This window comes from Alkalispirochaeta alkalica DSM 8900, assembly GCF_000373545.1.
GTDB classification, from domain to species: Bacteria; Spirochaetota; Spirochaetia; order DSM-27196; family Alkalispirochaetaceae; genus Alkalispirochaeta; species Alkalispirochaeta alkalica.
In genome coordinates, this window is record NZ_KB891692.1 from 206,052 (window position 1) to 225,834 (window position 19,783).

General features: G+C 66.1%; 13 protein-coding genes. 6 read left to right on the plus strand and 7 right to left on the minus strand.

The window, feature by feature from the left end; translation table 11 throughout:
• Nucleotides 1–1,035, plus strand: a complete 1,035-nt coding sequence (locus B071_RS15460) for a lipid II:glycine glycyltransferase FemX (protein ID WP_018525521.1) — start codon at nucleotides 1–3, stop codon at nucleotides 1,033–1,035.
• Complete coding sequence (locus B071_RS0102470) at nucleotides 954–3,146, plus strand: formylglycine-generating enzyme family protein (protein WP_094354932.1); 2,193 nt, start codon at nucleotides 954–956, stop codon at nucleotides 3,144–3,146. Before B071_RS15460 ends, B071_RS0102470 begins: the two co-directional genes overlap by 82 nt.
• A 13-nt stretch (nucleotides 3,147–3,159) precedes the next feature.
• Here the strand turns inward: B071_RS0102470 and B071_RS0102475 are convergent, their stop codons facing one another.
• The 3 genes from B071_RS0102475 to B071_RS0102485 all read right to left on the minus strand — a co-directional run bounded on the left by B071_RS0102475 (nucleotide 3,160) and on the right by B071_RS0102485 (nucleotide 6,918).
• Nucleotides 3,160–4,368: an adenosine deaminase family protein gene (locus tag B071_RS0102475; RefSeq protein ID WP_018525523.1), complete on the minus strand. Its 1,209-nt coding sequence runs from the start codon at nucleotides 4,366–4,368 to the stop codon at nucleotides 3,160–3,162.
• An 85-nt stretch (nucleotides 4,369–4,453) separates the two neighbouring features.
• Nucleotides 4,454–5,890: a UDP-N-acetylmuramoyl-L-alanine--D-glutamate ligase gene (gene murD, locus B071_RS15465; RefSeq protein WP_083914374.1), complete on the minus strand. Its 1,437-nt coding sequence runs from the start codon at nucleotides 5,888–5,890 to the stop codon at nucleotides 4,454–4,456.
• Nucleotides 5,891–5,955: 65 nt separating this feature from the next.
• On the minus strand, nucleotides 5,956–6,918 hold the full coding sequence (locus B071_RS0102485) for a hypothetical protein (RefSeq protein ID WP_157702984.1): 963 nt from the start codon (nucleotides 6,916–6,918) through the stop codon (nucleotides 5,956–5,958).
• 433 nt (nucleotides 6,919–7,351) lie between these two features.
• On the opposite strand from B071_RS0102485, the gene B071_RS18150 reads away from it, so the two are divergent.
• On the plus strand, nucleotides 7,352–8,407 hold the full coding sequence (locus B071_RS18150; RefSeq protein ID WP_438829535.1) for a FecR domain-containing protein: 1,056 nt from the start codon (nucleotides 7,352–7,354) through the stop codon (nucleotides 8,405–8,407).
• Between the two features lie 1,512 nt (nucleotides 8,408–9,919).
• On the opposite strand, the gene amrB is transcribed toward B071_RS18150, so the two are convergent.
• The 4 genes from amrB to hisD all read right to left on the minus strand — a co-directional run bounded on the left by amrB (nucleotide 9,920) and on the right by hisD (nucleotide 15,116).
• Complete coding sequence (gene amrB / locus B071_RS0102500) at nucleotides 9,920–10,720, minus strand: AmmeMemoRadiSam system protein B (RefSeq protein ID WP_083914359.1); 801 nt, start codon at nucleotides 10,718–10,720, stop codon at nucleotides 9,920–9,922.
• Nucleotides 10,721–10,861: 141 nt separating this feature from the next.
• A complete protein-coding gene (locus B071_RS0102505; RefSeq protein WP_018525529.1) occupies nucleotides 10,862–12,340 on the minus strand; it encodes an NFACT RNA binding domain-containing protein in 1,479 nt (492 codons plus the stop codon).
• Nucleotides 12,331–13,794: a bifunctional folylpolyglutamate synthase/dihydrofolate synthase gene (locus B071_RS0102510; protein WP_018525530.1), complete on the minus strand. Its 1,464-nt coding sequence runs from the start codon at nucleotides 13,792–13,794 to the stop codon at nucleotides 12,331–12,333. The genes B071_RS0102505 and B071_RS0102510 overlap by 10 nt, the downstream gene beginning before the upstream one ends.
• Nucleotides 13,791–15,116 carry a histidinol dehydrogenase gene (hisD, locus tag B071_RS0102515; protein ID WP_018525531.1) on the minus strand — a complete coding sequence of 442 codons (1,326 nt, stop codon included), beginning with the start codon at nucleotides 15,114–15,116 and terminating at the stop codon, nucleotides 13,791–13,793. The genes B071_RS0102510 and hisD overlap by 4 nt, the downstream gene beginning before the upstream one ends.
• A gap of 714 nt (nucleotides 15,117–15,830) precedes the next feature.
• On the opposite strand from hisD, the gene fabV reads away from it, so the two are divergent.
• From fabV to rpsD, 3 genes are all read left to right on the plus strand, one after another.
• Entirely contained in the window at nucleotides 15,831–17,027 is a 1,197-nt protein-coding gene (gene fabV, locus B071_RS0102525; protein ID WP_018525533.1) for an enoyl-ACP reductase FabV, read from the plus strand.
• A 151-nt stretch (nucleotides 17,028–17,178) separates the two neighbouring features.
• Complete coding sequence (locus tag B071_RS0102530) at nucleotides 17,179–18,951, plus strand: DEAD/DEAH box helicase (protein WP_018525534.1); 1,773 nt, start codon at nucleotides 17,179–17,181, stop codon at nucleotides 18,949–18,951.
• An 80-nt stretch (nucleotides 18,952–19,031) separates the two neighbouring features.
• Entirely contained in the window at nucleotides 19,032–19,646 is a 615-nt protein-coding gene (gene rpsD, locus B071_RS0102535; RefSeq protein WP_018525535.1) for a 30S ribosomal protein S4, read from the plus strand.
• The last annotated feature ends 137 nt before the right edge of the window (nucleotides 19,647–19,783 follow it).

Sequence of the window (19,783 nt, forward strand, 5' to 3'; positions counted from 1 at the left end):
ATGACGGGATCGCTCCTGCAGACGGCCTGGTGGGGTGAGCTGAAGGAGGAGTTCGGCTGGTCGGTGACCGCCGTCTCCGGGGGGGAGCGGGTTTTTTGCCGCTCCCTGGGGCCCTTCAGGCTGGGGTATATCCCCTTCGGGTTTTCCCGGCCCGGTGGGGATCTTCCCGGACCGGAGGCAACCGACGGGGTTGTCCGGTCCATGAGAGCAGCCGCCCGGGAACTTCCGGGGCGGCTCGACCTGTTGCGCTGGGATGTCCCCTGGGGGGTGGATCATTTTGACCGGGAGGCTGCCCTGGCAGCGGGGTTGCGGCCCGCTCCTGTTCGGGTTCAGCCCCCCGATACGGTGGTGGTCTCCCTGGACGGGGACGAGGAGACCCTGCTCTCGCGGATGAAGTCCAAGACGCGCTATAATATCCGCCTGGCCCGGCGCCGGGGGGTCACGATCGAGGCGTTTCCCGCCGATGATCCCCGGGCGGACCGCGAACTGGCTCTGTGGTACCGCCTCTACCAGGATACGGCCCGGCGGGACCGGATCACCATCCATCCCCTCCGGTACTACCAGCGGGTGCTGGAACTGTCGCGCCGGGAGGATGCCCCGCTGCTCACGCTGTATCAGGCTCGTCACGAGGGGGATCTCCTCGGGGGAATCGTGGTGGTCTCCTGGGAGGGGACCTCGACCTACCTCTACGGCGCCGGAGCCGACATAAAGCGGAACCTCATGGCGAGCTACCTCCTCCAGTGGGAGGCCCTGCGCGGGGCCCGGGCCCGGGGCGACGGGGCCTACGACCTCTTCGGGATTCCCCCCTCGGATGATCCCGCCCACCCCATGCACGGCCTCTACCGTTTCAAGACGGGCTTTGGAGGGGAGATCCTCCACCGGCCCGGGTGCTGGGATCTGCCGCTCCGCCGGGGGCGGGCCTGGTGCTATCGCGGCGCCGAGGGGGTGCGGGGATGGTATTATCAGAGTCTCCGCAAGAGCCTCGCCGGGAGTCTCGGCCGGATCGGGACCGCCCTCGGGAGGGGGAGCGCGTGATCTCCCCGGGCTGGCTCGGGGGGAGGGTGCTCGGGGCGCTCCTGGTGGTGCTCCTGGGAGCGCTCGCGGGGTGCCGGTCCGTTCCCGAGGAGGAGTTTCCCCCCGGGGAGGAGGACTGGCAGGTCCGCTTTTATCAGGTCCCTGCCGATGGTGCCGTCCTGACCACCGACGAGGTTCCCCTGGTGATCTCCCCGGGAACTCTGGAGACCGCCCGGATTCAGGCGGTGCTTCTCCGGCTGACCTGGCCCGGGGCTGATCCGGACTCACGGGCCGATTCTGACGGCGAAGGCGGGGCGGGGGAACTCGAGGTACGGAAGGAGCTCTCCGGTCTCTCCTCCCGCCAGGACCCGCCGCTGATCTCCCTTCTGCTCCCCCTCCAGGGCGTCCCCCAGGGGAGACCCGTCAGGGTCGAGGCCTCTCTCGAACTTCACCAGGGTCGCTCTGTGCCCGTGGCCGATCCCTTCAGGGTCACCTTCGACCTTGGCCTCTCCCCGCCCGGGGGGAGGGGCGACGATTTTCTGACACTGGACCCCCGGCCGCTNCTCTCCTGGAGCCGGGATGATGCCCCTTCGACCTTTGAGATATCCCTGGCCGGGCAACGCGAGATCGTCGAGGCGGACCGGGAGGCCGGGGATGATCGGGTAACCTTCAGACCCTCCCGGGATATTCTCTCCCCCGGGGAGATCANCCAGGGGGCCGAGCTTTCCTGGCGGGTGCGGGCTGTCTCCCCCCGGGGTGTGCGGGGTCCCTGGTCGGGNGAGGGCCGCATCAGCTACGATCCTGCCAGGAGCGTGCCCCTTCCCGGGGGGCTCAGATCGGGGGACCGCACCGTGGTTTCCCGGCCGGCCCTGGTCTGGACGGGTGTGGAGGGAACCCTGCGGTATCATCTGGAGTACCATCTGGAGGTGGGGGACCGCCGTCTGGAGGGGAGTGCCACCACCGGGGAGAAGGGCTACCATTTTTCCGGTGAAGAGGCGGAGTTCCTCTCGGCGGCGGGTGCCGGGGCAACCCTGCGCTGGCGTCTGCGCGGCGAGAACAGCCAGGGAGTTTCCACGCCCTGGAGTGACTATCACGAGGCAACGTATCTCCTGCTCGTCTCGGCCCTGGAGCCCCTGATTCATCCCGGCGGGGAGGTGCANCTTCTTCTGGGAGCTCCCCGGGGAACGCCCGGGGCCCGGTCCGACGAGATGCCCCAGGTGCCGGTGGTGCTGGATGGCCCCTTCGGNATCGCCCGGACGCCGCTCACGGTGGAGGCCGTGGCGGAACTCTTTAACCAGGGGCTCCGTTCGGGNGAGCTCTCTCTCTCGGGGGGGCGCCTCACGGGGTTCGATCAGGAGTTTGTGCTGCTGGCGCTGGAGGGGCTCGATTTCGGTTCCCAGNTGGGACTCCGGGAAGAGCTGAAACCGGACCGGGGCAGCCGGGACGGACGGGAAGCNCCGCGCCTGGGAGTCATCCCGGGGTATCGCTCCCATCCTGCCGTGGGGGTCACCTGGTTCGGGGCGGTGTGGCTCATGAACCGTCTCTCGCTCCTGGAGGGGCGGGACCCGGCCTACCTGGTCAGGGATGGNGAAATCGTCTGGGATCGCGGGGCCTCGGGGTATCGCCTTCCCACGGAGGCCGAGTGGGCCCTGGCATCGGCTGCCCGCAGGCGTCTTCCCCGGGAGGGGTGGGCCGAGCCGCTGGTGGTTTTCCGGGAACTTTCTTCCCGGGAACTCCGGGGGATCAACTTTCTTCGCAGCGGCGACGCCTGGGAGGATCCCCTGCCGCCCTATACCCGGGCCGGCGGTCCCACCTCTCCCGTGGGGGCGCTCACCGGGGCCGCGCCGGCGGGAATCCAGGATCTTCTGGGGAACGTCTGGGAGTGGTGCTGGGACTGGTACAGCCCGAAGCGGGAGGGAGACCTGGTCCGGAACTACGCGGGACCCGAAGAACCCGAGCCCGACCTCTACGGGAGAGTCCTGCGGGTTGTCCGCGGCGGGGCCTGGAACACCCCCCGGGAGGGGCTCCGCCCGACCCTGCGAGGAGCCTTTGCCCCCGGTGCGGCGAGCCACAGCATCGGTGTTCGCCCGGCCCGGGGGGCTCCAGCGCCCCCTCCCGGGGAAGCTCCCTGAGGGCGGGGCGGGGTCAGACGATGCCGTACTGCTTTTCCAGCTCCTCGTAGCGGGTGATGACGCGGCGCACGTATTCCCGCTTCTGGGGGTACCGCTTGTACGAAAAGGACCGCTTGAACCCGTAGACGATGATATCCTTCAGCTGTTTTGGCGGGATGGAGAAGCTCTCCAGGGCCAGTTCGATCTCCTTGGTCACGGTGGTGTGCGACACCAGACGGTTGTCGGTGCAGAACGAGACCGAGAGACGGTGCGTGAGCATGTCTTTCAGGGAATGATCCTGAACGGTGGGAATATCCGGGGCTGTCTGGAGGTTGCTGGTGAGGCAGACCTCGATGGTGGTGCGGTTGTTGGCGATGTAGTCGATCAGGCGTTCCACGTACTGCTGCGGGTCCTCAATCGAGGTGTCCCGGATATGGTGGGGGCTGAAGAGGCGGAGGCCGTGGCCGATCCGGTCGGCGTGGAGTTTTGTAATGGCCTGGAAGATCGATTCGGGCCCGTAGGCCTCCCCGGCGTGGACAGTCTTGTTCAGGAAATGCTCGTGGACGTAGTCGAAGGCTTCCTCGTGATCACCGGCGGGGTAGCCGAACTCGCTTCCGGCGAGGTCGAAGCCCACGATCTGCAGGTCCGTCTCGTTCCGGAGCTTCACCGTGGCCCGGGCCAGCTCCCGCGAGGCCATCTGGATGATCTCCTGCTGGCTTGAATAACTGTGGACGGAGCTGAGGGTCTGGTAGTAGCGGGAAAAGTTCGGCGCAAAGAAGCGCATGGCGATCACGATGATGCCGTAGTCGAACTCCGGTTCTTCCGGGGGGAGGGTGGCGTTTATCTCTGTGCGGGCCCGGCGCAACCCCTCGTCCACGGCGTGCATGACCTGGGAAAAAGAGAGATCCTCCGTGACGTGCAGCTGCGGTGCAAAGCGGACTTCCAGGTGCCGCACCCCCTCCCGGGCGTTATCCCAGGCGAGTTCGAAGGCGATCTGCTGCAGGTGCTCTGCCCGCTGCATCACCTTTGTGGTCAGGCCGAAGCCCCGCAGATACTCGTCGAGGCTCTCGTAATGAGGCTTGAAGACCAGCTCGTTCAGCCCCTCGGGGGTGTACGAGGGAAGTTCGATCTTCTCTTCCCGGGCGATATCGATCAGGGTCTGCTCGCGCAGGCTCCCGTCGAGGTGNACGTGAAGGTCGGTCTTGGGAATGCTCTGAATAAACTCTTTTGGATAGTGGTGCATGGTAATACTATACCCCCGAAGGAGGGCGCCGAAAACCCGGAAAGAAAAAAGGGGAAGGAAAAAATACGGACTCGGGGAGCCCTTCTCAGGAGGGCGCTTCCCGCCGCGCCTCCGGGGCCGCTGCCAGGGCCTCCCGGACCAGATCGCGGAACTGGTTCCCCCGGTCGAACTCGTTCCTGAACATCCCGAAGGAGGCGCACCCCGGCGAGAGCAGAACCGTTCCCGACGGTTCGTGCCCCCGGCCTCGGGCCGGGACCCGGACCAGATCCAGCGCCAGGGAGAAGGCCTCCTTCAGGGACGGACAGGGACCGTGGAAGGGCACCTTCCGCTCCCCAAGGAGCGCCAAAAGCCGCTCCGTGGCGGACCCCGCCAGAAGAACCAGGGCTCCCCCCCCGGCGACCGCCTCCGCCCCTGCCTCCGCCAGGGGGGCAAGATCGAGGCCCTTGTCGCTTCCTCCGGCCAGAAGGATCGTCCTCCCCGGGTAGGCCCGGGCGGCTGCCCGGGCCGCCTCGGGAATGGTGGCGGCCGTGTCGTTTATGAAGGAGATCCCCCCCGCCTGGCCCAGGTGCTCGAGCCGGTGGGGGACCCCCGCGAAGGTCTCTGCCCCGGAACGGATTACCTCGGGGGGGACCCCCAGATACCGGGCTGCCGAGGCGGCGAGGGCAAGATTCCCCAGCATGTGATCTCCCCGGAGGAGGGGCTGTTCCGGCAGAAGCCCTGGAGGAACGGTCTCCCGGGCGATCACCTCCAGGGTTACCCCCGGGCGCGCACCCAGGGTTCGCCGGAAGCGGTCGCTCCAGGGGGGCTGGTGACCCACGAGGCAGAGCGCCTCTCCGTGAAGGGAGAGAAGCAGCTCCTCCTTGTCCAGGACGTATTCCTCCAGGGAGGGGTAGTAGTCCTGGTGATCGGGGAGGATGTTGGTGATGATCCCCACCGAGGGGGCGAGGTCGGGGAAGAGAATCTCCCGGGGGAGGGTCTGGTGTGGGCGCTGGCTGTTGTGGCGGTGGCAGAACCGGAGGTCTCCCAGCTGAAACGACGAGAGCTCCAGCACCACGGGGTCTCCCGGTCCGAGATCGTTCAGAAAGCTCAGGGGGGAGATGGTTATGTTCCCTCCCAGCCGTGTCCCGGGAAGGTGCTGCGAGAGCAGCGCGGCCACGGCGCCGGCGGTGCTGCTCTTCCCCTTGGTNCCGGTGATCGCCACGAGCGGACCCGGNCGGGNCNGCTNTCCCCGCCGGGGGGCTCGCCAGTGGGCCAGAAAGAGGGCGATGTCGGTGGTCACAGCCGGGGCCCTCCCCAGGAGGGGAGCCGTGCGGGGGACGGCGGGGTTTTTCACCACCAGGTCTGCCCCGGCAAAGTCCTCTTCCCGGTGTTCTCCCAGGACGCAGCGGACCTCCCGGGGAAGCTGCTCCAGAGTCGGGGCGAGCTCACGGGGCGAGCGCAGGTCNGTGACCGTTACCCGGGCCCCGCAGCCTGCCAGGTACCGGGCCGCAGCGAGCCCGCCCCCGTGGAGACCCAGCCCCATGACGGTTACGCGACGCCCCTCCAGGGGGGATTCTTCCTCCGGTGCTGCTCTGTCCGGCCGGTCTGTCACGACGGGGCTCCGGGGATATGTACTTCGAACTCTTTCATGTCGTCCTCGTTCAGATAGACCCGGAGGGAGATATCCTGCCAGGGGGCCTGGAGTTCCTCCGGGACCTGTTGTTTCAGTTCCCGGAAGAGGGGAAGTTCCTCCGAGAAGGATTCGGATCGGAGGGTCTGCTGGATCGCCTCCAGGTGGGGCTCCAGAAAGAGCCTCGCCCTGTGGAGCAGCGGTACCGTCCGGGGCAGTTCCCGGGTACGGAGATCCAGGGGCGTGTGGGAGACGGTCCTGAAACGGCTCGTCAGGGGATAGTAGGGATAGAGCCGTTTCCCCTGGGGGATAATCAGTCGGGAAAAAAATTTCGTCAGGTCGTTGTCGATCCAGATTCCCTCCACAAAGTAGCCCCGTCCGGTCTCGCCGATCCAGGTGTCGGAGATCAACTGGTCTATCCGGATTTCCCGGGGGTCTCCCCCTGCCGGGGGGGACGCCAGGGGCAGGATGCTGGCCTCCAGGCGGGCCTGGTCCGTCTCGTAGAGCGGTGTCTGGTCGTTGGTGCCTTTCTCCAGCACCCGGTGGAGGGCGGGCCGAAAGGATATGTCCAGACGGAGATGGTAGAGAAAGAGCCGTTCCTCGAGGCGGAAGAGCTTGTAGAAGACGGGCCGGAGGATCTCCCGGGGGTCGAAGGCGTAGTGGAGCCCCTGAAAGATCTCGGGCAGGAGCCGGTAGAGGTCCTGCGTCAGGGAGCGGAGCGCGCTCTGGTATTCCCTGCCGGGGGTGGTGAGGCGAACGTCGTGATGGATGGGAAAGGAGGGGACCTGAAAGGGCCGGTCGAGCTTCAGAAAGAACTCCTCGCTCTGGCTGAAGTGGGAGGTGTAGCGCACGTCCTGGGCGAGGGGAGTTTGAAGAAGCTCGGTGATTTCCGCATCGGCGGCGACCAGGCCGAGCATGCCGGGGGTCGCAGAGAGGTTCACCCGTAAAAAGTACTCTTAAACGAGGGCTCGCGCAAGTCATGGGGTGCGGCTCCCGTGGGGGAACGCCTCCGGGGGCGTTCCGGCAGTTGTGATTCCCGGCCTCTGGCAGTACAGTAAGGGTATGAACCGTTTCTTTCCTCCTGGTTTTCGCGGGCGGGTTTTCTCTGGGTCGGCTTTCGGCGGATGTGCCTTCGATGGGCCTGCCTTCGGCGGGTCTGCCTTCGACGGCTTGATCCGGGGTGGTCTTCCTCTCTTTCTCTCTGTTCTGGTTCTGGCGGTGGCCGGGCCAGGGGGTGTCTTCGCCGGGGACGGCGGCAGGGCCCCGGCGGAGCGGCCCTTTGCGGTGGTGATCTACGCCGAGGGGTACGATATGTCGGTTTTCCGCAACGGCCAGCTCTCCTCCTACGATGTCATTACCGACGACGTGATCGGAATGCCCCTTCTGGCGGGTGATCTGGTCCAGACCGACCCCGAAACGTTTCTGGAAATTCAGCTCCTTCCCTCCCGGACGGTGGTGAAGGTCGCCGAGAACACCACCTTCGAGATCGAACGCCTCGGCGGGGAGGGGGGCGGCGGACTGGCGGTCTCCTACGGCCGTCTGCGGGCCAGGGTGGAGCGGGTTCTTCAGGATGACCCCTTCGAGGTTCGCGGATTTTCAGCCGTGGCGGGGGTTCGTGGTACCGATTTCGGGTTCGACACGATGATCGACCGGGAGAGCCCCGGAGAGCTGCAGACCCGGGTCTATACCTTCTCGGGCCTCGTGGAGGTGCGCGATCGCCCCGACCCCGAGGCTCCGGCCGATGCCGGGGAACCCCAGGTGGTCCGGCTCGGCGCAAACGAGATGGTTCTGGTCAGGACCGAGGTCCCCGAGGCACTGATTCCGAAGGACGAGGACGACCCGGGGCATCGGGTGGTTTCTCCCGGGGAGATCGCCCCGGTCCGGCCCGCCCGGTTCGAGCAGCGGGAGCTGGAGGAGGAGATTCAGGTCTTCTGGCAGCGCCAGGATTACCGCGAAGCGCCGATTGATCCGGGGGCGGTGGAGGATCGCTTCCCCGGGCTCCGCCAGCGGGTGGATGAGATCGATCAGGAGCGTCAGCGCTTTGAGGAGACCCGGCGGCTTCGGGAGAGCGGTGACTCCCCGGTGCTGGAGTCCTTCCTGGCCGAGGAAGAGCTTCTCCCGGAGAGGGCGGTTGTCCCCGACAGGACCCTCGATCTGCGGGACGAGACNCCCTCGGGCCGGGCCCGGAGGGTTATCGAGCCCCGGGACGCGCCCACTCCGGGACGGCAGATCCGCCGGGCNGGGCACTGGATGGTGGGGCTGGGGCTCGCCCTGGAGATCGGGGGGGCTGCCCTCGCCTGGTACGACGACGGATACCGCAGTTTTTCCGATCTCGAGGAGGGAGGGGCCTCGGTGGCGCTCCTGGGCACGGGAGCGGTGCTGATCAGCTCGGGCCTCATCTCCTACCTGATCAGCCTCGTGGTGGATTAGTCGCCCCGGGGAGGTTATTCCGGGATGATCTCCTCCAGCTCCTTCACCGAGGAGGAGATCTCTGTGATGATCCATCCGTGGCGTGAGGGTTCGAGCCTCAGCAGGTCCCGGGTGCGGGCCACGATGATCAGGGCCTGGTCCTGCTCCTCCGAGGCTGCCCCCTCGGGCCTCCAGAGGGCGTACTCGGCCTGGACCAGCAGGGCCTGGTCCTCTTCCCCCAGGGGGGTAATAACCAGGTCCGATATCCCGTAGGGGATCAGGTCCGGGGGGCTTCCGGCCTCCTGCCATTCCCGGGGAGTCCGAAACCGGCTGTGCCGTTCGTGGGCGGTCTGGACCCGGTCGATCACGTACAGATTTGTTACCTCCCGGATCGTGGCGCGGGCTACGCCTTTCGCCGTGGCGTCGTCCAGAAAGAGATGGTCCAGATCGTTCCAGGCCCGGTAGAACCCCTGGACCAGCTCCAGGGGGGCGAGCCCGGCCGTGGCGGGAGGGGCCAGGCGGTTTCTGATCATCGCTATCGGGATCGACGAGAGCACCAGGGTTACGGCAGCGATCACGGCGATACGGGAGCGGTTTTTTCGCCAGAAGGTTTTCCCCCGGCGCTGGCGCTGGNCCCGGTGAAACTCCTCCAGGGCGGCGGCCTTTCTGGCCTGGCACTCCCGGGGAGAGATNTCGTCGAGCCATCGTCCCTGGTGTGTCCGGACCGCCTCGAGGATCTGCCGGAGCGCCTCGAGATCGGCCTGTCGTTCTCCCTGGAGCAGTTCGTCCAGAACGGTGGCCACCGGCGGGATAACCTCGGGGCNAAGACTCTGGATCGGCCGGGGCGCCGGGGTCTCTCCCTCCGGGGCTTGCCCCAGGGGGGGCTCTCCCGTCAGGGCGTGAAAAATGATCGCCCCTATCTGGTATACCGCNGCGGGGAGCGGATCGGCCGCTGCCTGTCGGCCCAGGCGATCGTCCCAGTAGGGTTCGTGGACCTCGTTTCGGAGCGTTCCCGGGAGGCCCTGGTTGATCTCCTGGCAGAGTCGGGAATCGAGGAGGAGTACCTCCCCCCGGGGGGTGACCAGGGAGGTTCTGATGTTGCACAGGAAGAACCGCTCCCGGGGCAGCTCCCGGATCAGGGCCTGCAGGAAGGGCGTGAGCCAGGAGGGAACGGCCTGNCCGGGTTCGCGGGGCAGGAGTGCCTCCAGAGGTTCGCCCTCCAGGGAGGGGCCGGCGAGGCAGGATGCCCCCTGGTGCAGAACCACCCGGGTTATCGGCCAGGGGATGGTTTCTTCGGGGCCGGCCAGGGCCCCGCCGTGTCTGGCTGCGGCGCTTACCTTCTGCGCGATGTGTCCCCGGGGTTCTATGCCGCAGGATATCGCCAGGAGGGGCGGCTCCTGATCAGAATGATGATCCTGAAGATGATCCTGAAGATGATCCGAAAGATGGCCCGAGAGAAAAACCCCCGTTTCGGGGTGGTGTGTGGTCATGGCGCGTCCTTCCCTGTCCTGCCCGGCGGTGCTGTGCCGGAGGTTAGATGTAGGCGATCGAGGCGAAGACAACACTCGCCGTTTCGCCGTGGTAATCGGTCTCGAAGGTACCACGGCTGAGCAGGGAAGGGCGAGTGGTATCGCCCGCCAGGATGTGCCCTACGGCGAGGGGCGAGAGCGACCGGGGCGGTGAGGTGATCGTTTCCAGGGGGGTGAGAATGGCTTCCCCCGGGGAGTCCATGATGAGTCTGATCATGGTTCGGGCCCGGACGTCGGCCTCGCGGGATGTGGTGAACCCGCTGAGGTTGGCGCTCACCAGGGTGAGGGCCTGGCCCTCTGCGGCCAGGTGAGCGAGCGTTCTGGCCACGTAGCGGATCTCCAGGGGGGTGAGTTCCCCCACCAGCAGGGGAATCAGGGGGACCGGCCCGAAGAGGTAGTGCAGGGGCGGAAGCATCAGCTCGAGGCTGTGGTTCTGGAGGTGCGCCACCTCGTCGAACTGGAAGATCGTCGAGGTTTTCGCCAGGGTCGAGACGGCGCCGGTTTCTACGGGAAGCTCCCCGAAGGGTGTGGCAAAGCTGGTCGATTCGGGGAGCAACACCCGGCCCCGGGCGTCGGCGTGGGGCGCTGCCAGGAGGATGATGACCTGGGGGCGCTGGTCCAGGACGGTGCGGAGGGCTTTCATGACGTAGGGGAGGGTGATGCTGTAGGCTCCGTAGGGAGCCACCACCGTGCGGGAGTGGCCCGGGGTCGCCGAGGTATTCGCCAGGGCCCGCTGCAGGGTTTTCCGCAGCTGCCCGGGGTCGCTTTCGTAGAACAGGCCTTCGGCAACCATCGCTCGAATCATTGATCCCAGTATAGATTATTTCCCGGGGAGATTCGAGTTGATCCTGTTTTTTCCCGGTTCTTCCCGATTTTTCCCGGTTTTTTGGGTGNGGGGGCTCCCGGGCGTGCCCTGCCNGTGGATGCGCCCCGGGCGCGCCCGTTTCTATTCTTCCAGGGCGAGGTCCGAGCCGATCCCCAGGGTGCGGAGCCGTTCCTGGTCGAGTCGGATTTCCAGGTTTTTCTCCTGCGTGGGGAGGACCAGCCCCCTGGGGCCATCCTTGGCGCGGCGCAGGTACTTGACCTGGGTGTAGTAGAGGTGGGCCTGGCCGTTCTTTCTGGCCCTGCTGAAGAACACCGCCAGGTTTCCCGCATCGAGCAGCACATCCAGGGGGACGGAGCGGTTCTTCTGGCCCTTGATAAAGACGTAGCCCCCGGGGTAGTCCCTGGTGTGGAGCCACCAGTCGTTTCCGCGCACGGANCGCCGCAGCAACTCGTCGTTTTCCCGGGAGTTTCGNCCCACCAGAATCTGAAAGCCCCGGGAGGAGAAGTGGAGGCCCGTTTCGGGGGGGGCTCCGGTCCCGCTGCCCCTGTTGCCCTGGCCGATCTGCTCCAGCTCCCGCGCCAGTTCCCGGAGCCGGGGGAGGTCGCAGCGGTCCAGCTCGAGCAGGGTCTCCTCGGCCGCGGCGATGCCCCGCTGGAGGTTCCCGGCGGTATCCCGGAGAAAATCCCTGGTCTTTCGCGCTTTGGCGGCCTTCCCGAAGTAGGCTTGGGCGTTGTCGGTGAGGGAGAGCCCCGGATCCAGGGTGATCCGCAGGGGGCGGTTCTCCCGGGCGTAGTCCTCCACATCGATCCAGGCCTGGCCGGGGGTCCCCCGGTACAGAAAGGCGAGGATCAGCTCTCCGTAGTGCTGGTACTGGTCCGCTTCGGCTGCCCTGTGCCGGCCCTGGTCGATCTCGGCCAGGCGCGCCCGCAGGCGGTCCCGGCGTCGTTCCAGGGTNCGGCGGCAGGTGGNTTCGAGCCGTTCCNGCTCCAGGGTCTCTTCCTGGTGCCGGTAGATCCCGGCGATTGCCTCGTTGAAGGAGCTGCCCTCGGGNACGGCCCGGGGTTCGCGCAGCTCGAACCGCTCCGGCGGGGTGGGCTGGAAGGGCTGTCCGCTCTCTATTCCCTGGGAGGGCTTGCGGAAGAAGGCGTCCAGAATGGTGGCGGAGCTATCGGTGACGATGATGTTCGAGCGGGTGCCCCAGAAGCGCAGATAGGTCCAGGTGAGTTCGCCGTTGTGCAGCACCTCCAGCCGGACGATCCGGTCCTGGAAAAGGTGTTCCGCCGAGACGATGCGCCCGCCCCGGAGGCGGGCGTGGAGAAAGGATTCGAAGCGCTGGTGGCTCCGCTTTGCCCGGGGTGGGGTGTTCGTGCTGTGCAGCCTCACCCGGGGGTGCTCCAGGCATATCCGCAGCCACCAGGTCTGGCCGGGCCGGTGGGTCTGGTCGGGCTGGTTCGTCTGGTCGGGCCGGTGCGCCTGGCCCGGCCGATAGAGCTGAAGGAAGAGGTTGCGGAAGTCGGGCTGGATGATCTTCTGGATCGACTGGCCCGGAAGTTCCAGCTCCCCCAGAATCAGGTCGATTTCGGCGTTGTTCAGCGACACGGCCCTGCTCCTTCTGTACGGGGTGTACGGGCTGTACGGGGTTCCCGGGCAGGAGATGGTTCTGCCAGGACGAGGCGACGGATCTCTCCCACCATGTAGAACGATCCCGTCACCACGATGGGGGGGGGCTCCTCGGCAGGGGGGGCGATGAGGCGGTTCAGTTCCCGCGCCCGGGTGAGGGCCTCCAGGGGGTCGGGGATCAGTTCTGCCTGGATTCCCTCGTCCAGAAGNGTTCTGAAAACCTCAGAGGGGTCTCCCGGCTTGAATGTCCCCGGTCGGGAGACGACTACCCGGGAGACTGCCGGTGCGAGAGCTCTGGCGATGCCCCGCAGATCTTTTCCCTGGACCACGCCCAGGATCGCCACGCCCCCCGGCGGGGTCAGGGTCCGGACCACCTGGGCCACGCTTTCGGGGGTGTGGGCGCCGTCCAGGTAGAGGTCCGCCAGTCGCTCGCCCCGGCCGGGCAGGGTCGTGCGGGTCAGGGCTTCTTCCAGGACCCGCNNGGGTGCGTCCTNNACGCGGCCCTGCCGGTGGAGTTCCCCGAAGGCCCCCAGGGCCAGGGCGGCGTTGATCCGCTGGACTTCGCCCCCCAGGGTCAGNGGGATGGACCGGTCCAGGGGGCGNAGCCGCAGGAGCGGTGCCTTCTGGAGGGCTNCCTGGCGGGCCAGGACGCTTCGGGCCTCTCTTCGCTGGGGTGCGGTGATCAGGGGGATCCCCGGTTTGATGATTCCTGCCTTTTCCCGGGCGATTTCCGCCAGGGTTTCGCCCAGGTATTCCTGGTGTTCCAGTTCCAGCCGCGTGATGATCGTCACCAGGGGGACGCAGAGGTTGGTGGCGTCCAGGCGGCCCCCCAGCCCCGTCTCGAGGAGGGCGAACTCGCAGTCAGCGGCTGTAAAGGCNCAGAAGGCCAGGGCCGTGAGGAGCTCGAAGGTGGTGGGGAGTTCATCGGGGGGGCATCCCTCGCGCTCCAGGGCGGGGACCAGCTCCCAGACGCGGCGGCTCTCTTTCAGGAGGATTTCCTCCGGCGAGTCTCCCCGGGGGGGCTCCCGGGTTTCGCCGGTTCCGCTTCGGGGAGTCAGGACCCGGAATCGCTCCCGGTAGTCTGTCACGTGGGGAGAGGTGTAGAGCCCGACCCGGTGGCCCGCTGCGGCGAGAAGTTCCGCCGTGAAGGCTGCGGTGGAGCCCTTTCCCTTGGAGCCCGCCACGTGGATCACGGGAAGGCTTTCCTGGGGGTTGCCCAGCCGCTGCAAAAGGGCCTCCATCCGGTTGAGGCGGTACTGACGCAGGTGGGGGGTGCCGCCTCGCTCCAGGTTTGTCCGGGACTCGAAGCGGCGGAAGGCCCCGTCCAGGGTCCACTCCTCCCGGGGGNCTCCATCNTGAGGGTCTNCCTCTCGATGGTCTCCCGTCNGGGAGGGGAGTGGCTGCGCTCCCCGGTCCTGATCGTCGGGGGTCATGAGGTGGTGGAGCCCTCGTCCCGTCGCCGGAGGGCCATGGCGTGGGTATAGAANCCCTCGCTGTCGGCCAGGGCGATCACGTGATCTTTCATCGCCTCGTATCCCCGGGGGGTCACCTCGATCAGGGAAGAACTTTTCCGGAAATCCCGCACCGACACGGGGCCGAAGGTGCGNGCCCANCCCCCTGTGGGGAGAACGGCGTTGGGGCCAGTGGCATAATTTGCCAGGCTGAAGGCGGTGTGTTCGCCGATCAGGATCTCCGAGGCGTTGGTGATTCTCGAGGCCACAGCCCGGGAATCCCGGCAGGTGATCAGCAGGTGCTCCGGGGCAAAGTCGTTCACGATCTCCACGGCCTGGTCCTCGCCGGAGGTGACGATGATNCCCCCGTAGCCCGTGAAGACGTCGCGCAGGAAGGTCTTGCGTGGCTCGGGAACCTCNTCGATCAGGGATGACACCTGGAGGGCTACCTCCCGGGCAAGTTTCTCCGAGGGGGTAACCAGGAGGGCCGAGGAGTCGCTCCCGTGTTCGGCCTCGATCATCAGGTCCAGCGAGACCTTCCAGGCCTGGGCGCTCTCGTCGGCGAGAACGANCGACTCCGAGGGGCCCGCAGGGACGCCCACATCGACCCGGTCCGCCACGATCCGCTTGGCTGCGGCCACCCAGGCGCTCCCGGGACCGACAATCTTGCAGACGGCGGGAACCGTTTCCGTTCCAAAGGCCAGGGCGGCTACGGCCTGGGCGCCGCCGGCCCGGTAGACCCGCTCCAGACCGCACCGGCGGGCGGCGTAGAGTACCGCCGGGTCCACCGAGCCATCGGGCCGGGGCGGGGTGGTCACGGCCAGGAGGGGCACCTCGGCCAGTACCGCCGGTACAGCCAGCATGTAGAGCATGGAGGGAAAGCTGCCCCTGCCGCTGGGGACGTAGAGCCCCACCCGCTCGATGGGAGTAGATCGTTCCGAAGCGATGATCCCGGGCCGGACCTCCACGGTGATCATGGCGCGTTCTACCTGGGCCTGGTGAAAGCGCCGGATGTTCTCGATCGAGAAATCGATCGCCTCCCGCAGTTCCCGGGGCAGCTCCGCCTCGGCCTGGTCAAACTCGGCGGGCGATACGGCGATTCCCCGGGAAGTAAGGTCGGCCTGGTCCAGTTGGCGGGCGTAGCGGATCANGGCCGCGTCCCCCTCGTGCTGGACAGCCTGGACGATCGGCCGGGCNTGCTCGACCAGAGAATCGATNTCGATCTGGGAGCGGGCCATGATGCGGGCCCGTTCGGGATCGCTCAGGGCATCCCATCGTTTTGGTTCAATCTTGGTGGTGCTCATACCGCCGGATCATACCACGCAGGGGGGTGAGACGGTAGACGTCGGCGGTGAATCCCGTCGAAAAGCAGGAGGATTCCCGCCGTNGNNGCAGCGCCCAGNGCCGCTCCCCGCAGAAAGGAATCCCCCTCCGCCAGGGGAGCNGTCACGGCACCGGCCAGAAGAANCAGCANCTCCAGCCGCAGGGCCAGCCCCAGGCTCCTGCGCAGGCCCAGCGTCCGGGCGATTGCCCGATATTCGTCGGGGTAGCCCCGCGCACCCCGCCGCGCCCGGAGCCCCGCGCAGATCCCCGAAAGGAGTAAAACCGCCCCCCCCGTTGCGAGAACCGTCCCCGCCCCGCGCCCGGCGGGAGGAGCAGCAAGAAGCGCCCCCGCCCCCGCAAGGGCCAGAATCGTCCCCAGGAGGAGCCTTCGCACCGCAAGGTCTGTCAGAAACCGGTAGATATCCATTATACTTCCAGAATAGAAGGTTTTTGTGGTGCTGGCCAGAGGCTGCTCATCTGTGGTATTTTAGCGGTCTCGGACCGACACTGCCTGGCCGAAGCTGGACGGAGCTGGCCGAAGCCGGGGTAATCCCGGCCACGCGAGGCCGGACACCACCGGACCAGAGGTGTGCAGGACCACAGGGAGGGCCCCGGAGGGGGCCACAGAAGACACGTAGTAGAAGACAAGCAGTAGAAGACAAACAGACAAGCAGAAAAAAGAACGGGGAAACACCATGATTATCAAACCGATGATACGAAACAATATATGCATGAACGCCCACCCCGGGGGGTGCGAGCTCAACGTGAAGCAGCAGATCGACTACGTACGCCGCAACAGCCCGGTACCGGCCCCCCAACGGGTTCTGGTTATCGGGGCCTCCGCCGGCTACGGTCTCTCTTCGCGCATCGCCGCAGCCTTCGGAGCCGGAGCCCGGACGATNGGCGTCTCCTTCGAGACCCCCGCCAAAGGNTCCCGCACCGCCTCGGCGGGCTGGTACCTGGACCAGGCCTTCCGGAAGGAGGCCAGCGCGGCGGGGTTGGAGCACAAGAGCATCATCGGTGATGCCTTCTCCCACCAGATCAAGGAAGAAACGGTGCAGGAGATCCGCTCCATGATGGNCCAGGTGGACCTGGTGGTGTACAGCCTCGCCTCGGGAATCCGGATCGATCCCGACACGGGCGAGATGTACCGCTCAACCCTCAAGCCGATCGGCCGGGACTACCGGGCNCTCTCCCTGGACAGCCGCACCGGCGAGGTCGCAGAAGCCACCGTCCCCGCCGCCACGGAGGAAGAGATCGCCCAGACCGTGAAGGTCATGGGGGGAGAGGACTGGGAGCTCTGGATCAGGGCGCTTCAGGAGGGGGGCGTTCTGGCCCCCGGAGCGGTCACCGTGGCCTATTCCTACATCGGCCCCAAGCTGACCTTCCCCCTCTATCGTGACGGAACAATCGGGCGGGCCAAGGATCACCTGGAAGAGACCGCCCGCAGGCTGGACACGGNCNTGCGCGATTCCGGCGGACGGGCCTGGGTCTCGGTGAACAAGGCTCTTGTCACCAGAGCCAGNTCGGTNATCCCTGCGGTTCCCCTCTACCTGGCGCTCCTCTACCGGATCATGAAGGAAAAGGGGATCCACGAGGGGACCATCGAGCAGTGTGTCCGCCTCTTCTCGGAGAAGCTCTTCGCCGGAGAGGAGCCGCCCGTTGACTCCCTGGGCAGAATTCGCATCGACGATTGGGAGATGCGCCAGGACGTGCAGGACGAGGTCGAGCGGGACTGGGAGAAGATCACCGCCGAGACCCTCCCNCGCCTGGGCGATGTCGAGGGGATCAAGGAAGATTTTCTCAGAATTCACGGCTTCGGNTTTCCCGGGATCGATTATTCTGCCGATGTGGATATCCAGGCCCNGACCGACGACAACGGGGCCGGGTGAAAGATCCCCGGAAGAGGGCGGCCGGGGCTGACTCCGGGGCAACTCCGGAACATTTCCGGAACAACGCAGGGACACCTTCGGCACAACTCCGGGGCAGAAGAGCGCCCCGGCACGTTGTCGTTGAGCGCAATATCAGATAGGCTGGGATGATATGAAATTCGACGAACTTCAACTGGATGATGCGATCCTCGCGGGCGTTGCGGCTGCCGGATTCGAGGAGTGCACTCCTGTACAGGCGGAGGCCATCCCCCTGGTCCTGAACGGGCGGGACGTGATGGTTCAGTCCCAAACCGGAACGGGAAAAACAGCCGCTTTCCTGCTGCCCACCTTTCATCTGCTTTTACACAACGAACGTTTTCGCGGTACCACCGCCATTGTCATCGCTCCGACCCGGGAGCTGGCGGTCCAGATCAAGGACGAGGCGAATCTTCTGGCCGAAGGGCTCCCCATCACAACCGAAGTCTTTCACGGTGGCGTAGGCTACGAGGGGCAGCAAAGAGCCCTCTCCCAGGGTGTGAACATCCTGGTTGGCACTCCGGGGCGGATCCTCGATCTGAGCCAGTCCGGCCACATGGACCTGCGGACCAACGGGGTGGTGATCATCGACGAGGCCGACCGGTTGCTGGACATGGGTTTTTACCCGGATCTGCGGAAGATGCTTCGCAGAATGCGGCCCCGCGAGGAGCGGCTCAACATGCTCTTCAGCGCCACCCTGGGGACCAAAGCCCGAAACATCGCCTGGGAGCACATGAATAACCCCGCCGAGATCGAGGTGGAGCCCGAGCATATCACGGTGGACAAGGTTCACCAGGAGCTCCTCCACGTAGCCTCCCGGGACAAGATGTCGGTGTTGCTGGGAATCCTCGAACGCGATCAGCCCCGGAACGCGATCATCTTTACCAACACCAAGCGCGCGGCCGAGGAAATCTCCCGCCGTCTGGCCATGAACGGCTTTCCCACAGAGTATATCAGCGGTGATCTCCCCCAGAGAAAACGGCTCTCGATCATCAAGAAACTCAAGGCGGGCGAGGCCGAGTTCCTGGTAGCCACCGACGTGGCCGCCCGGGGACTCCACATCGACAACCTGGAGATGGTGGTCAACTACGATCTNCCCGAGGATATCGAGGCCTATGTNCACCGGATCGGGCGCACCGCGCGGGCCGGCGAGAGTGGCAAGGCCGTTACCCTGGCCTGCGAGCGCTATGTTTTCAGCCTTGACGCGATCGAGCGTTATATCAACCAGAANATCCCCGTGGGGGAGCTCACACCCGAGTTGTATCGGGAGGACGCCAGCGCCGGCAAGCGGATCCATCTTGAATCGGGGAACCGCGACGGTCAGCGGGGCCGTGATCGCGACGGAGGACGTCGCAGCTCCGGTGGCGATCGGCGACGGGATCGCCCCCGTTCGGAAGGGCGNCATCACGAGGGGCGCCGTCACGAAGGACGGCGTCATGAGGGACCCCGGCGGGATGCCCGCCAGGAGGATCANCGNGACGATCGTCCGCGGACCAGAAAACCCGCGCCCCCGGNACGGGCCCGACGCAGCGCCGAGCCCCTGGGAGCCGCTCCCGGTTCNGGGGACAGCCTGGAACAGCGCCTGGCCTACTACCGCAAGAAATACGGCGAGGATTTTCAGCCCACCGACGAGATGCTGGCCAACTTCGGGGGGGAGAAGCCCCGGAAAAAGAGCAGCCGCTCCTCGNGGCGNCGCCGGGGAGGTTCTTCCGGTGNTCCCGGGGGAAGCTCCGGGTCCACCGCTGCCGCAGCCGGAGCGGGCGCGGCACCGNCCAAAGCCGCCGACGGACAGCGACACCGGGGTGCGCCGAAACAGGCACCGCCCGCGACGACGGAGNCCTCCCGGGACGAANCCCGGGGTGTTCTGGATAAACTGAAAGGCCTCTTCGGAGTCCGCAAGAAACAATGAACCGACTTGACAGGGCGCGGTCGTTGGCATATTATTCCGCCTCGATACGCGTTCGTTGGAAGAAACAAGGAGAATAGTGAATGGCCCGACCTTCAAAAGCCCGGGGAAAGATCGCACGTCACCTCGGCATTAACGTCTTTGGAAACCCTAAGTACGACCGTCTGCTCAAAAAGAAACCCTACGGGCCGGGCAACCCCAAAAAGGGGCGCATTCGCGAGACCGAGTATGCACGTCAGCTGAAAGAGAAACAGAAAGTCAAGTTCGCCTATGGCCTCTCGGAGCGGCAGTTCCGGAACCTTTTCTACAAGGCAAAGGCAATGCGCGGCGTGGCCGGACACAACATGCTGATCATGCTGGAACGGCGGCTGGATAACGTGGTGTATCGCATGGGAATGGCTGCAAGCCGACGGCAGGCCCGTCAGCTCGTGAGCCACGGTCACATCCACCTCAACGGACGCAAGGTGACCGTTCCCAGCGCGCTGGTACGCCCCGGAGATCTGATCGCCGGAAAGCCAAAAAAGAGCACCGAAATGCTCATGCGCCGACTCGTCTCGGAGAACTCTTCCCGGCAGGCATCGCCGTGGATCGAGGTCTCCCAGGATGACCTCACCGGTAAGGTGACTATGCTTCCCACGCGGGATATGATTCCCACGATTGCGGAAGAGCAGCTTATTGTCGAGTTCTACTCGAAGTAAGATTGCACAAGCAGACCGGCTGTCCCCGCGGGGGGTGGTCGCCGTTCGAAAAGAACGGGGTTGCAGAGGGAACGGGGCCGCTTCGGTGGCTCCGTTTTTTTTATGTGCGCCCGGCAAGGGCGCACCCACGTGGAGGT